12 protein-coding genes are annotated in these 14,911 nt (G+C 46.3%); 3 read left to right on the top strand and 9 right to left on the bottom strand.

The genetic code is table 11. The features are described 5' to 3' along the window. Positions 1-48 precede the first annotated feature (48 nt). From lpdA to fusA, 5 genes are all read right to left on the bottom strand, one after another. Complete coding sequence (gene lpdA, locus CRENPOLYSF2_RS06820) at positions 49-1,491, bottom strand: dihydrolipoyl dehydrogenase (protein ID WP_245807930.1); 1,443 nt, start codon at positions 1,489-1,491, stop codon at positions 49-51. Positions 1,492-1,502: 11 nt separating this feature from the next. Next, positions 1,503-2,783, bottom strand: coding sequence for a dihydrolipoyllysine-residue acetyltransferase (aceF, locus tag CRENPOLYSF2_RS06815; protein WP_087143200.1), 1,281 nt, complete (start codon positions 2,781-2,783; stop codon positions 1,503-1,505). Between the two features lie 15 nt (positions 2,784-2,798). Then, positions 2,799-5,477 carry a pyruvate dehydrogenase (acetyl-transferring), homodimeric type gene (aceE, locus tag CRENPOLYSF2_RS06810; RefSeq protein WP_087143199.1) on the bottom strand — a complete coding sequence of 893 codons (2,679 nt, stop codon included), beginning with the start codon at positions 5,475-5,477 and terminating at the stop codon, positions 2,799-2,801. Positions 5,478-5,809: 332 nt separating this feature from the next. Beyond that, the gene (locus CRENPOLYSF2_RS06805) at positions 5,810-7,390 is read right to left on the bottom strand and encodes a peptide chain release factor 3 (RefSeq protein ID WP_087143217.1); all 1,581 of its coding nucleotides are present in this window, start codon (positions 7,388-7,390) and stop codon (positions 5,810-5,812) included. A 153-nt stretch (positions 7,391-7,543) separates the two neighbouring features. Continuing rightward, on the bottom strand, positions 7,544-9,628 hold the full coding sequence (gene fusA, locus CRENPOLYSF2_RS06800; protein WP_087143198.1) for an elongation factor G: 2,085 nt from the start codon (positions 9,626-9,628) through the stop codon (positions 7,544-7,546). Between the two features lie 445 nt (positions 9,629-10,073). Here fusA and CRENPOLYSF2_RS06795 point away from each other — a divergent pair, with 445 nt between their 5' ends. Next, positions 10,074-10,772, top strand: coding sequence for a metallophosphoesterase family protein (locus tag CRENPOLYSF2_RS06795; protein ID WP_087143197.1), 699 nt, complete (start codon positions 10,074-10,076; stop codon positions 10,770-10,772). A gap of 14 nt (positions 10,773-10,786) precedes the next feature. Here the strand turns inward: CRENPOLYSF2_RS06795 and CRENPOLYSF2_RS06790 are convergent, their stop codons facing one another. From CRENPOLYSF2_RS06790 to CRENPOLYSF2_RS06780, 3 genes are read right to left on the bottom strand one after another with little or no spacing between them, the layout of a single operon-like run. Next, a complete protein-coding gene (locus CRENPOLYSF2_RS06790; protein ID WP_087143196.1) occupies positions 10,787-11,602 on the bottom strand; it encodes a DUF2797 domain-containing protein in 816 nt (271 codons plus the stop codon). An 18-nt stretch (positions 11,603-11,620) separates the two neighbouring features. Then, the gene (locus tag CRENPOLYSF2_RS06785) at positions 11,621-12,067 is read right to left on the bottom strand and encodes a molybdenum cofactor biosynthesis protein MoaE (protein WP_087143195.1); all 447 of its coding nucleotides are present in this window, start codon (positions 12,065-12,067) and stop codon (positions 11,621-11,623) included. A 2-nt stretch (positions 12,068-12,069) separates the two neighbouring features. Next, positions 12,070-12,303, bottom strand: coding sequence for a MoaD/ThiS family protein (locus CRENPOLYSF2_RS06780; protein WP_087143194.1), 234 nt, complete (start codon positions 12,301-12,303; stop codon positions 12,070-12,072). A gap of 69 nt (positions 12,304-12,372) precedes the next feature. Between CRENPOLYSF2_RS06780 and moaC the strand changes: the two genes are divergently transcribed. Together moaC and lpxD are read left to right on the top strand one after the other, a co-directional pair. Further along, positions 12,373-12,849 (top strand): cyclic pyranopterin monophosphate synthase MoaC, encoded by a 477-nt coding sequence (moaC, locus tag CRENPOLYSF2_RS06775; protein WP_087143216.1) that lies wholly within the window; start codon positions 12,373-12,375, stop codon positions 12,847-12,849. A 219-nt stretch (positions 12,850-13,068) separates the two neighbouring features. Beyond that, entirely contained in the window at positions 13,069-14,112 is a 1,044-nt protein-coding gene (gene lpxD / locus CRENPOLYSF2_RS06770) for a UDP-3-O-(3-hydroxymyristoyl)glucosamine N-acyltransferase (protein WP_087143215.1), read from the top strand. Positions 14,113-14,171: 59 nt separating this feature from the next. Here the strand turns inward: lpxD and CRENPOLYSF2_RS06765 are convergent, their stop codons facing one another. Beyond that, positions 14,172-14,366, bottom strand: coding sequence for a hypothetical protein (locus CRENPOLYSF2_RS06765; protein ID WP_087143193.1), 195 nt, complete (start codon positions 14,364-14,366; stop codon positions 14,172-14,174). Between the last annotated feature and the right edge of the window lie 545 nt (positions 14,367-14,911).

Raw genomic sequence — 14,911 nt, 5'->3', positions numbered from 1 at the left:
AAACAGAAAAGTCTCAGTAGTTAATTCTCTCAGTGTAAAAGCAAAAGCCTAGGCTTTGTCTTTTTTGATGTAAATGTCGGTAATCGTGCCGTTGATAATCTCGGCAGCAAAGCCTAAAGTTTCCGATAAAGTTGGATGCGGGTGGATGGTCAAGCTGATGTCATCGGCATCGGCACCCATTTCCAAGGCCAATACGGCTTCAGCAATTAGTTCACCGGCATTCGTACCCACGATACCCGCACCTAACACACGGCCAGTTTGCTTATCACACAGTAATTTTGTTAAGCCTTCCTTACGGCCAATGCTGAGTGAACGTCCACTGGCCGCCCAAGGGAACACCGCCTTGTCGTATTCAATACCTTGTTCTTTAGCCTGATTTTCGGTCAAGCCCATCCAGGCGACTTCAGGATCGGTATAAGCCACTGATGGAATAGTGAGCGCATCAAAACCGGCTTTATGGCCTGCTGTCACTTCTGCCGCCACTTTGCCTTCATGCGCGGCTTTGTGTGCCAGCATTGGGTTGCCGACAATATCGCCGACCGCAAAAATGTGCGGGATGTTGGTGCGTTGTTGTTTATCAACCGGAATAAAACCTTGTGCATTGACGCTGATACCCGCTTTGTCTGCGCCGATCAGATTACCGTTTGGCCGTCGGCCTACGGCGACCAATACGCCATCAAACACCTGGGGCTCAGGCGCGTTCTTGCCTTCAAACGTCACTTTTAAGCCATCGGCTTGTGACTCTATCGATGCAACTTTGGTTTCTAGCCAAATATTATCGTACTGCTTTTTAATGCGTCTAAACAACGGCGTAATCAAATCTTTGTCACAGCCAGGAATGATTTGATCCATCAATTCCACCACGCTGATTTTAGAACCAAAGGCATGGTAGACCGTGGCCATTTCCAGGCCGATAATGCCGCCACCGACGATCAACAGGTTTTTTGGGATGTCTTTTAGGGCTAATGCGCCGGTTGAGTCCATTAAGCGTGGATCATCATTGGGAAATACAGGGATTTTTGTCGGCTGTGAGCCAGCAGCGATAATGGCTTGCTCAAACTGAATGGTTTGAACCCCAGTTTCAGTTTGTACATCTACCGTATTAGCCGAAGTAAATTGCCCCAGGCCATGTATCAAAGTGATCTTGCGTTGTTTAACCAAGCCCGCTAAACCGGCATTTAAGGTGTTGGTGACGTTTTGTTTCCAGTCCCTGATCTTGTCGATATCCAGCGTCGGTTTTTCAAATACGATACCGCGCTCGGCAAATTCGTCGGCTTCATGGATAATCTGCGCCATGTGCAACAAAGCTTTAGACGGAATACAGCCAACGTTTAAACACACGCCGCCGATGACCGGATAGCGCTCAACCAGTACCACTTGTTTACCTAAATCAGCGGCACGAAACGCCGCCGTGTAACCGCCAGGGCCACCGCCCAATACCAGAACTTCTGCGTGTACAATATCAGTTTGCGTAGAATTGCTGTCCATCATTATCCCTCAGCTTACAGTAATAAACGGCGAATATCGCTTAAGTTTTGTTTAACCACGGCCATGAAACGCGCGCCTTCTGCTCCATCGATCACACGGTGATCGTAGGTTAAATCCAATGGCAGCATCAAGCGCGGTATAAATTCTGTGCCATTCCACACCGGCTGCATTTTGGCGCGGGTTACCCCAAGGATAGCCACTTCTGGTGCATTTACAATCGGTGTAAACGCGGTGCCGCCAATGCCGCCCAAGCTGGAAATAGTTAAACAACCGCCTTGCATCTCATTAGGCAGCAATTTACCTTGCCGTGCTTTAGTGCTTTTTTCTGCCAGTTCCACAGACAATTGGTTGATGCTTTTGCTATCAACATCACGTAATACCGGTACGACTAAGCCATTGGGCGTATCGACAGCAATGCCGATGTTAAAATATTTTTTGAGGATGATACTTTCGCCGTCACTGGACAAGGAGGCATTAAAGCTTGGGAACTGCTTCATCGCCGCTACCAGTGCTTTAATGATAAACAATAACGCGGTGATCTTAATCTCATCTTTGGCTTTTTCGCTGTTTAAGCTGACTCGAAAAGCTTCCATCTCGGTAATATCAGCTTCATCGTGGTAAGTGACCATCGGCAGGTTTAGCCAGACGCGGGTCAGATTTTGTCCGGTCAGGCGTTTAATTTTGCTGAGTTTTTGGACTTCTATGCCGCCAAATACTGAGAAATCCACCGCAGGGATACTGGGTATACCCGCACCAGCGGTGCCAACAACGCCTTCTGCCAAGGCGTGCTTAACGAACAATTTTACATCGTCTTTTAAAATACGGCCTTTCCGGCCAGTGGCAACCGTCACTTTGCCCAAATCAACGCCTAGCTCACGCGCAAACATCCTTACTGACGGTGACGCATGTACGGAAACATTGCTGACACTGGTCGCGGGTTGGACAGGAGCACTGCTGGATACTGTGGGCGGGGTAATCGGTGCAGGTTCTGTGAGCTTAACAACAGGCGGTGCAACGTCAGGCGCTTTAACAGGTGCAGGTGCTGCCACGGCAGCGGCGACTTCCGCCACCAGCACCGTGGCAATCAATGTGCCTTCTGAGACCTTGTCGCCTGGCTTAATATGCACTTGCTGCACCACGCCATTGGCGGTGGACGGCAGTTCCATACTGGCTTTGTCACCCTCCAGCGTTGCAATTGACTGATCCAACACCACGTTATCACCGGCTTGTATCAGCACTTCAATCACGTCAACTTGCGGTGCGCCCACATCCGGGACTTTTATTTCAATCAGCATTGTCTGTTCCTTCCCTTAAACTAACCAAGGCGCTTTTATATCGGGGTTAATGCCGTATTTTGCAATGGCGACATCGATTTTGGCGGCATCAAACTGCCCCATATCGGCCAGGCTTTTCAGCGCAGCGATGGTGACATGGTAACGGTCTACCTCGAAAAACTTACGCAGATTTTCGCGGGTATCCGAACGGCCAAAACCATCGGTGCCTAACACGGTATACGGCGCTGCAATCAAGCCGCGAATTTGTTCAGCGTAGGCGCGGATATAATCGGTGGCTACCACGACAGGGTTTTTGGCATTGTCCAAACAACGTGCCACATGGGAAATCCGTGCCGGTTCGGTGGGGTGTAAACGATTCCAGCGTTCACAACTTTGGCCGTCTCTGGCAAGTTCAGTAAAGCTTGGGCAACTCCACACATCCGATTCCACATCCCACTCGTCACGCAGCATGATAGCCGCCGCTTCGACTTCGCGGAAAATAGTGCCAGAACCTAACAGTTGTACGCGCACACCTTTTTTCTTGCCACCGGCCTGAAACAAGTACATGCCTTTGAGTATATCGAGTTCCACGCCTTTGGGCATGGCAGGATGGGCGTAGTTTTCATTCATCACGGTGATGTAATAGAACACGTCTTCTTGTTCCACATACATACGGCGCATGCCGTCTTGAATGATTACTGCCAGCTCGTAAGCATACGTCGGGTCGTAAGACATGCAGTTCGGTACGGTGGCCGCCATGAGATGGCTGTGGCCATCTTCATGTTGCAAACCTTCGCCGTTTAAGGTGGTTCTGCCCGCCGTGCCGCCCATTAAAAAGCCACGGGTACGCTGGTCAGCCGCTGCCCAGATCAAATCGCCGACGCGTTGGAAACCAAACATGGAATAGTAGATGAAGAACGGAATCATCGGCACGTTGTGGGTGGAGTACGACGTACCTGCCGCAATCCAGTCACACAAACCACCGGCTTCGTTGATGCCTTCCTGCAACACCTGGCCGTGTTTGTCTTCTTTGTAGAACATCAACTGGCCGGCATCTTGCGGGGTATACAATTGCCCCACCTGCGACCAGATACCCAACTGCTTGAACATGCCTTCCATACCAAAGGTTCTGGATTCATCCGGCACTATCGGCACAATGCGCTTGCCGATGTTCTTATCTTTGGTCAGGATATTGAGCAAGCGCACAAATGCCATCGTGGTGGAAATTTCGCGGCCTTCGGTGGTGGCTTCTAATAAACTCTTAAAGTCGTTGAGTACGGGCACATCCAGTGCGTAAGATTTGCTGCGTCTGGCCGGTATATGGCCGCCCAGATCAGCGCGGCGTTTGTTCATATAGGCCAGTTCTTTCGAGCCTTCTGGGAAGGTGAGGTACGGCAAATCGTGCAATTGCTCATCGCTAACCGGTAATTCGTAACGATCACGGAAATGCCGCAAGGAATCGTCACTCATTTTCTTTTGCTGATGGGAAATGTTTTGCGCTTCACCGGAAGAACCCATGCCGTAACCCTTAATGGTTTTGGCTAAAATTACCGTTGGCTGCCCTTTATGGTTCACTGCATCATGGAACGCTGCATAGACTTTGGTGGCATCGTGGCCACCCCGGTTTAATTCCCAAATATCACGGTCAGACCAATCGGCGACCATCGCTTTTAATTCGGGGGTATTAAAGAAAAACTCGCGCACATACGCGCCGTCTTTGGCTTTAAAGGTTTGATAATCGCCATCGACGCACGACATCATCCTTGCTGCCAACAAACCATCTTTGTCGCGGGCCAGTAACGCATCCCAGCGTTGTCCCCATACCAGTTTGATGACATTCCAGCCTGCGCCACGGAACTCACTTTCCAGCTCCTGGATAATTTTGCCGTTACCACGCACAGGACCATCTAAACGTTGCAGGTTACAGTTGACCACGAAAATCAGATTGTCCAGCTTTTCACGCCCAGCAAGGCCAATTGCGCCTAATGATTCAGGCTCGTCGGTTTCGCCGTCACCCAAAAAGCTCCACACTTTGCGTTCCGAGGTGTCGGCAAAGCCACGGTCTTGCAGATAACGCATGAAGCGGGCTTGGTAGATCGCCATAATGGGGCCAAGGCCCATAGACACGGTCGGGAATTGCCAGAAATCCGGCATTAGCCACGGGTGCGGGTAAGATGACAAGCCATTGCCGTTGACTTCTTGACGGAAGTTATCCATTTGTTCTGCGGTGAAACGCCCTAGCAGAAAAGAACGCGCATAATCCCCTGGGGTAAGATGGCCTTGGGTAAAGATCAAGTCGCAATCGTGCTGCTCGGAAGTCGCCCGCCAAAAGTGGTTGTAGCCGACATCGTATAAGGTTGCAGCGGAGGCAAAGCTCGCTATATGGCCACCGACGTTGGTATGCTTGTTGGCGCGTAATACCATCATCATGGCATTCCAGCGCACATAGGAGCGGATTTTTAGCTCAATCGACTGATCACCAGGAAATGAAGCCTGACGAGCTACGGGGATTGTATTAAGGTAAGCAGTATTGGCACTGAAAGGAATATCAAATCCGGCATGTCGAGTCACTGCCACCAGTTGCTCGATCAAGAAATGCGCACGCTCACTACCGTCCTTTGCTATCAGCGATTGCAGCGCTTCTATCCATTCCTTGGTTTCTGTAGGGTCAATGTCATTTTGTCCGGTCACTTCTGGTATTAAACTGTTGTTCATGTAGGATCCTGTCGGAACGGGTTAGCTGAAAGTGCTTACAAACCAATAAGTGTAGACTGCCATAGTGAGTAAGCTAACCATTGCCAACCTTCGAGTTAGTGCAATAAAAAAACAGTGAGTCTGGTGTACCGCATAGTATATACAAATCAATCGTCTCGATGTACCAGTTTTAGCCGTAATAGCACATGGCTGGCATGGATTTGACAACGGGTTACGGCTAAAAAGCAGGAAAATCCATTTACAGCGTATTTCAATTGTAGGGCGGGGTGAGGCAATGAACTCCAGCGACACAGACACCCACGATATTGGGATTCCTATCGTCACCCCAACAGTTACAGCTCGCGCGTAGCGCTGAACTTAATATCCGGCCAGCGTTCTTCGGTTAGCTGCAAATTAACACGGCTGTTGGCGACATACACCAAATGCCCGCCGCCATCTTCGGCCAGATTTTCAAAGGCTTTGCGTTTAAATTCTTCCAGCTTAAGCGGCTTGTCTGAGGTTACCCAGCGTACTGTAGAAATAGGCGCGTTATCGTACACGCATTCCACGTTATACTCGCCTTTCAAGCGGAACGCCGTGACATCAAACTGAAGAATACCCACCGCCCCCAAAATCAAGTCGTTGTTTTTTAACGGCCTGAACAACTGGGTTGCGCCTTCTTCGGTTAATTGAATTAAACCTTTTTGCAGCGCTTTGGCACGCAGTGGATCTTTTAAAATCACCCGACGGAACAGTTCCGGCGCGAAATACGGAATACCGCCGTATTTAAGGGTTTCGCCCTGAGTAAAGGTATCACCGACCTGAATGGTGCCGTGGTTATGCAAGCCAATAATATCACCCGGAAAAGCCTCTTCCACGCTCTTGCGGGTATCGGCCTGAAAGGTGATAGCGTTAGAGATTTGCACGGTTTTACCCAGACGGACATGATGGATTTTCATGCCTTTTTCAAACTTGCCGGAACACACCCGCAAAAATGCTACTCGATCCCGATGTGCCGGATCCATATTGGCCTGCACTTTAAAGACAAAACCGGTGAACTTGTCTTCTTCGGGCGCAACGCTGCGTTGTTCAGCTTCGCGTGGCCGTGGCGACGGAGCAAACTCAGCCAGTGCATCCAATAATTCGAGAATACCAAAGTTGTTAATCGCCGAGCCAAAAAATACCGGCGATAATTTCCCCGCCAGATATTCGTCTAGATTAAATTCGTGGCTCGCACCTTTGACCAAATCGATTTCATCGCGTAATTCTTGCGCTTGGTCGCCTAATAAAGCATCGAGTTTTTCATTGTGTAAACCTTTGATGACTTCGGCTGCCGCAATCTTGCCGCCGTGCTGGGCGCTGAACAGATGAATTTCATCTTTATACAAATGATAAACGCCTTTAAAGCGTTTGCCCATGCCTATTGGCCAGGTCATCGGCGCACATTTTATTTTTAACACGTCCTCAACTTCATCCATTAATTCAATGGGTTCTCGACCTTCGCGATCGAGCTTATTGATAAAGGTTAGAATCGGGGTGGTGCGTAATCGACACACTTCCATCAAATTGATGGTGCGCTCTTCTACGCCTTTGGCCACGTCGATCACCATTAAGGCAGAATCGACAGCAGTGAGTGTCCGGTAGGTATCTTCGGAAAAGTCTTCGTGACCAGGCGTATCTAACAGATTGATAATACAATCGTTATGCACAAATTGCATCACCGAGGTGGTTACCGAAATACCGCGCTCTTTTTCCATCTCCATCCAATCGGAGGTAGCATGGCGAGCGGCTTTGCGACCCTTGACTGAACCGGCTAACTGAATAGCGCCGCCAAACAGCAGCAATTTTTCGGTGAGCGTGGTTTTACCCGCGTCAGGGTGAGAAATGATAGCGAAGGTTCTACGCTGGTTGAGTTCACTGGCTATTTCAGAAATCGACATGGCGTTATCTAAGCAATGGAGCGGTGTGTATACAACGGACTTGCCTGTTTAGTAACGACTAGACATCGTTGGCTAGCACAAAAAGCAAGTGGTCAGATAAAACAAAGCCGAGCAACAGGGGGCTGCTCGGCTTCAGTGTCGGCAAGTCTACTTGGCTTTGTTGCGCTCGGTGACTTCTTTAATCACTTCATCGGCCACGTTTTTAGGACACGGCATATAATGCGAGAATTCCATCGAGAACTGGCCACGACCTGAAGTCATGGTACGCAAATCGCCGATGTAACCGAACATTTCACTCAACGGCACGTCAGATTTAATACGCACGCCAGTAATACCGGCATCTTGCGATTTAATCATGCCACGACGACGGTTAAGGTCGCCGATCACGTCACCGACATGCGAATCCGGTGTAAAGGTATCCACTTTCATGATCGGTTCGATCAATTGTGGGCCGGCTTTCGGAATCGATTGACGGAACGCGGCTTTCGCAGCAATTTCAAAGGCAATCGCGGACGAATCCACCGCGTGGAAGCCACCGTCGGTTAACACGACTTTGAAGTCTAAACAGGGGAAACCGGCCAAAACGCCTTTGCCCAACATGCTCTTAAAGCCTTTTTCAACTGCTGGCCAGTATTCGCGCGGCACGTTACCACCGGTAACCGCTGATTCAAATACAAAACCACTGCCTGGTTCACCTGGCTCGATGCGGTAGTTGATCTTGCCGTATTGGCCAGAACCACCGGATTGTTTCTTGTGGGTGTATTCATCTTCAACAGACTTGGTAATGGTTTCGCGGTAGGCTACTTGCGGTTTACCGACAATAACGTCAACACCGTGGGTACGTCTTAAAATATCCACTTTAATGTCAAGATGCAATTCGCCCATACCTTTTAGGATGGTTTCGCCGCTGTCTTCGTCGGTTTCAACGTGGAAGGATGGATCTTCCTGGATCATTTTACCTAACGCGATACCCATTTTTTCAGATGCCGCTTTGTCTTTAGGCGAAATCGCCAGCGAGATAACGGGATCAGGGAATACCATCGGCTCTAAAGTCGCTGGGAATTTAGGATCGCATAAGGTATGGCCGGTTTGAATGTTTTTCATACCCAATACCGCAACGATGTCACCGGCTTGTGCAGAGTCTAATTCATTACGTGAATCGGCGTGCATTTCCACGATACGCCCAATACGCTCGGTTTTGCCGGTAAAGGTATTCAGTACGTTAGTGCCTTTTTCCAGTTTGCCAGAATAAATACGCAAGAAAGTCAACGCGCCGTAACGGTCATCCATAATCTTAAACGCTAACGCACGTAACGGTTTGTTAGCATCAACGATAGCAAAAAGACCGGTTGCATTGCCTTCTAAATCCACTTCAGGCTGTGGCTTAACGTCGGTGGGGCTAGGCAGATAATCAATCACGCCGTCTAATACCAACTGTACACCTTTGTTCTTGAAAGAAGAGCCGCAGAAGGTTGGGAAGAAATCCAGATTAATGGTACCTTTGCGGATACAACGTTTAATGGTTTCAATATCAGGTTCTTCGCCTTCCAAATATCTTTCCATGACATCATCAAACTGATCAGACACTTGGTCGATCATTTTTTCACGCCATTTTTTGGCATCCGCTACCATGTCTGCTGGAATGTCTTGAATGACATAGTTCATTGGATCGCCAGAGTTATCCCATACCCAGGCTTTTTCGGTCAATAAGTCTACCACGCCGACGAACTGGTCTTCGGTACCGATAGGCAAGGTCATGACCACAGGTACTGCACCCAATACTTCTTCAACTTGTTTGATAACACGATAGAAATCAGCGCCGATACGATCTAATTTATTAATATAAATAACGCGGGCAACTTCGGAATCATTCGCATAACGCCAGTTGGTTTCTGATTGCGGCTCAACACCACCAGAACCGCAGAAAACACCGATACCGCCGTCTAGTACTTTTAATGAACGATAAACTTCGATAGTAAAATCAACGTGACCTGGGGTGTCGATGATATTAAAACGGTAGTTTTTCCAAAAACAGGTGGTGGCAGCAGACTGAATGGTAATGCCGCGCTCACGTTCTTGATCCATGAAGTCGGTAGTGGTTTCGCCATCATGCACTTCACCGATTTTATGAATTTTACCGGTGAGCTTTAAAATCCGCTCGGTGGTGGTGGTTTTACCGGCATCGACGTGCGCGAAAATACCGATGTTTCTATATAGCGATAAATCTGTCATGTGTTTACTCTAAAAGTTGGGCATAAAAAACTTTTTGGTGACTACTCTGGTCTTAATATCCAGAAAAGTTCGTGCTGGGGTTTGAAACAACACAGATATAATCCTTATGGATAAAGATTCGCTTTAGCCGCAGCGATTAAAATCATAAGACTTATGAAACATGAGCTTGAAACTAACCAAGGCCATCGTGCTAGCGTAAAAGTCACCGTTGCTATACACGCACAGACCAGCATCGAAAACCGTCTATTCTAACCTAAAATAATATAAAGATATAGGAAACCTATCAATTTGTATTGCAGTAACGTTAAAATGGGCGAATACGTACAACGCCTGATAAACTCGTACAGAGACGGCGTGATTGGGCTTGCACTATCGCACGGGTAATATGGCACAATAATCGGATTATTTTTAGGTGTAGGCGTTGGTTAGTAGAAGATAAACTCAAGTGAACCCAAATAACAGAATTTTATTCGCAGGCGATCCGCATGGTAATTTTAAACCATTGGTCGCGGCTGTGCAGGAATATGAGCCGGAAGCGGTGGTGTTATTAGGGGATTACGATCTGGACAAGCCGTTAGAATATTGCTTACGTGAAATCGCCGATATTACTGAAATCTGGTGGATTCCAGGTAATCATGATTTTGAAACGCCTACCAAATATAAAAATCTGTTCCATTCAGCGTTAGCAGATAAAAGCCTGCACTTAAAAGTCGTAGAGGTTGCAGGATTCAGAATTGTTGGCTTGGGTGGTATTTTTTTAGGTCGCGTCTGGTATCCGCCTATGCCGCCCAAATGGAAAGACAAGGCGCACTATCTTAATTCTCAAAAAATTAATAATAAAAGTGTTGAGCTGTCGTTAAAATATAAATCGGCAATTTGGCATGATGAATTTCAGGCATTAAAAGCTTTAAAAGCCGATATTTTGGTCTCGCATGAAGCCCCTGGCTCACATCGGCATGGCTTTCATGTGGTGGGTGATTTAGCGGCGGCGATGAATGTAAAAACCATTTTTCATGGCCATTTGCATGAGAATTATTCTACTGTCATTAAGCGGCATATCCATGTTCATGGTGTTGCTAATACGGCGGTGGCGAATTTGCGCGGTAATACGCTGATGAATGGTAATGAACTTATTACTGAGTAGCTCGCATTTGAGTGTTACTGAAAAAACGCCACTTCATAGCCCGTGTATTTACGGATATTAATTACCCCTGTATCCAGTAGCAAATATTGGCCTTTAATGCCATGTAAAACGCCAGTTACTTCGGGATTGGTGTCAAAATTAAAAGATTTAATTTTGGTGGGGTAATTATCCACTGGAAAATGAATATCAACTACCGGTTCATCGGGTAATAATGTAAGCGAATCTACTCCAAAACGCTGAGTGATGTCTGCCAGTTCCACAGCGCAAATTGCCAGTAACTCGTTTCGTTTGGCGATCAAATCAATCGGTTCTATGTCATTTTTAAGCATTTTTTGCCAGCTGGTTTTATCGCTGACATGTTGAGCCAGCGCCATCTCAACAAAGCCGGATTGTTGCCGCGACGCTACTTTAAAAATAGGTAATGCCTGCACAGCGCCTTGGTCTATCCAGCGGGTAGGAATTTGATTGTGTCGTGTAATTCCTACTTTAATGCCGCTGGAATTGGCTAAATACACAAAATGCGGCTGAAAACAGAATTTTTCAGCCCATGCGGGCTCTCTACACGTTCCGGCGGCAAAATGGCATATTTCGGGTTTCATGATACACATATCACATTGCGCGAGGCTAATAAAACAGCGATAACAGTAGCCCTGGTTAAAGCTTTTTTTAATGGGCGTATTGCAATGCACACAGACAATCTTGCCGGTATAAACCAAGCGGATTGTTCGCCCTATTAACGGGTTTAGCGGGATTAACTGATCACCTAATGGTAGCGCATAGTCAACCGGTGTATTCAGTGCTGTGCGTAATTTTTTTAAATGCCCTTGCATGCCAATCCTAAATTTGTGTTAACCAGCCGTGTAACCGTCTGTGTTTTTACTAACCCAGCGCGCTTGTTTGGTTGTTAACTGTTCTTTTTTCCAAAACGGAGCGGTTGTTTTTAACGCTTCAATGATATAGCGATTGGCATCAAATGCCGCGCCACGGTGCGCTGACCATACAGCAATTAACACAATAGCGTCATTAGGCATAATCGTGCCGACTCGGTGTACGACAAGTGCATCGATAATCGACCATTGCTGCCTTGCGGCGTATACGATGTTTTGCAGTTGTTTTTCGGTCATGCCAGGGTAATGTTCCAGCATCATGCTTTTAACGTCATCACCGTCGTTAAAATCGCGCATAGTGCCTATGAAGACAGTGGTTGCGCCAAAGCCACCGCTAATCTGTGCGTTTTGATAATCCTGAATCTCTTGCCAAGGCTCAAACGCCCCAGTGCAAACTTTAACTGCCACGGTTAACCACCGGTTACAGGCGGGAAAAATGCCACTTCATCGTCGTCTTGTACTACGCTATCAAGAGCAACATAATCCATGTTGACAGAAGCTAGAACATTCACAGGTAATGGCTGGTCTGCATTGGCGCGATACCATACATCACTGACAGTTAGCGCTTCGTAAAAATCCACCGTATCTTCTGAGCGACCGAGCCGTTCTCTCAAACTTGCAAAATAGCGAATTTTAATTGTCATAGTATTCACGCTGTCATAAAAAGTTAGATAATGGTCGGTATTTATTTTTCATCACCTATTTTACAAGCAATGACGTTATTAACTCATTTTAATTCATCTGGCGAGGCGCATATGGTCGATGTCGGGCATAAAGCCGTGACGCATCGTATTGCTATCACCGAAGGCTATATTCAAATGCAGCCGGAAACCCTGCATTTAATTATCACTAATCAACATAAAAAAGGCGATGTGCTGGCTATAGCGCGTATAGCCGGTATTATGGCCAGTAAAAAAACGGCCGACTTGATTCCGCTATGCCATCCCTTACCTTTAACACAAGTGGAAATTAGTTTTGGTATCGAGGCCGATAAAAATCGTATTCGTTGCCAAACGACAGTGAAAACCAATGGGCAAACTGGCGTGGAGATTGAGGCGCTTAATGCCACGCAGATTGCCCTGTTGACTGTCTACGATATGTGTAAAGCGGTTGATCGAGGTATGGTTATTCAATCTGTGCAATTAGTGGAAAAAAGTGGTGGTAAGTCAGGGCATTGGTTGCGCGAATAGCGCATTTTTAAGTCTTTGCCTGTTTTTAAGTCGAGCCTTTATTCTAGCCGTAATAAGTGCCATATTCGTAATTATTTAGTTCCTCTCTTTGAAAAAGAGAGGTTAGGGGAGCTTTTTTAAATAAATCCCTCTCACTCCCCTTTTTCAAAGGGGGAGTGAACACATACCCATATTCTGGTGTAATATTTTTCAGTTAACAACTCAACAGACGAGATGACCATGCCGATTACCGTAAAACAACTTGCTGATTTTTGTGGTGCTGTCATTAAAGGCGGCGATCCATCTGCCAGTATTTATTCTGCGTCAGACATTACGTCGGCACAGTCAGGGCAAGTTACTCAATTAACCAGCAGCAAATACAGCAAGTATATTGAACATTCGGCAGCTACAGCCTGCTTTATCGCCGAAAGCTTCACAGGTGAGAATATCCCTGCGCATATGGCGTTATTAGTCTGTAGCGACCCTGAAATTAGTTTTATTAAAGCAGTTGAATTATTACACCCTGCCAGAGTCTATTGTGCGCATATCGCACCCCAATCTGTACTGGCCGCCTCAGTCAGTTTAGGTAGGGATGTATACATTGGGCCTTATGCTGTCATTGGTGAAAACACCCGCGTCGATGATGGCAGTAAGATACTGGCAAATGCTTATTTGGGCAATAATGTAAAAATAGGTAAAAATTGCCAGATATATCCGTATGCTGTCATTTATGACGATGTAGAGCTTGGCGATAACGTCATTATTCATTCCGGTGCTATTATTGGGGCAGACGGTTTTGGCTATAAATTTAGAGAGGGTGTACACGTTAAAGTGCCGCAAGTTGGTAATGTAGTCATTGGTAATGATGTGGAAATCGGCGCAAATACTTGCGTAGATCGGGGGGCGTTAGGCAGTACAGTGATTGGTGCAGGCAGTAAAATAGATAACTTAGTACAAATTGGCCATAACAATAAAGTAGGTAAGGGAGTCATTATGTGTGGGCATACTGGTGTATCAGGCTCTTGTACTATCGAGGATTATGTTATTTTGGCGGGTAGTGCAGGGATTGCTGATCACGTTACTATTGGTCGTGGGGCGGTGGTTATGGCACGTTCTGGAGTGGCTAACGACATACCAGCTGGAGCGCAGGTTTTTGGTAGTCCCGCTAAGGATAAAAAAACAGCTTACAAAGAGCAAATTGCACTCAGCAAATTACCTGAACTTGTGAAGAAGATGAAGCTGCTGGAGGAAAAAATACGTGTACTGGAAGAGGGAAAAAACTAGCAGGAGTTAAAACCACCCCCACACCTTAATGGCGCGGGGGTAGACAACTCTAACCCAGCTTATTCAGCTTTGTTTGAAGTTGCTGATCTTTTAGCAGCCAACTTAGCGTCAACTTCAGCATTAGAAGCAGCAACAGCACCACTAGACAAATGCTTTGTTTCGTCTTTCTTCAACAGAACGACCAACAGTATAATTGATGCAATAGCAACGCCAACATATACCCAAGTGTTATCTTTTTCTTGTGCTTCAGCCATTTTAAAATCCTCTATAGTTATTAATATTTTTTTAATCCCTCTCCTCAAGGGAGCAACTCGAACACACTTCGTCACGAGCTGGTTGTCGAATCAACCTTAAACAACGGCGTAATTTTTATCACGATATAAGGTGTGATGTCAAAGCCATAACTAAAAAACACGTAAACAAAATAATTTTAAAAAAAAATCAGGGCATTTGTTACGCTGTGACAAGTGTACAATATATTGAAAATAAAGTAAAAATACATTTTTAGGTTTTCATATTAGCAACAAAAAAAAATCTTGTGACCTAAAGCTAAGGTCGGTTGTGTGCGGATAATAATTTGAAAAGATTTTTTCTTGTGTTTTTATTCAATATATTTGTTGTTTTTTACAAATTGTTTGCTAATATTATAATTATTTGCAATGACTTGTATAGTAGTGATAGCTAAAGTTTATTTACTATACAATTTTTTGGTTGCCCGACACAGCTATACTCAATTTTTCTACATCGTAATCCGTCATTTTTTTTAATCCGTTAGTTAATGGTGTAATCACTGTTTAGG

It is taken from the genome of Crenothrix polyspora, from assembly GCF_900163755.1.
GTDB lineage: Bacteria > Pseudomonadota > Gammaproteobacteria > Methylococcales > Methylomonadaceae > Crenothrix > Crenothrix polyspora.
This window is presented reverse-complemented; position numbering and strand designations above follow the sequence as displayed.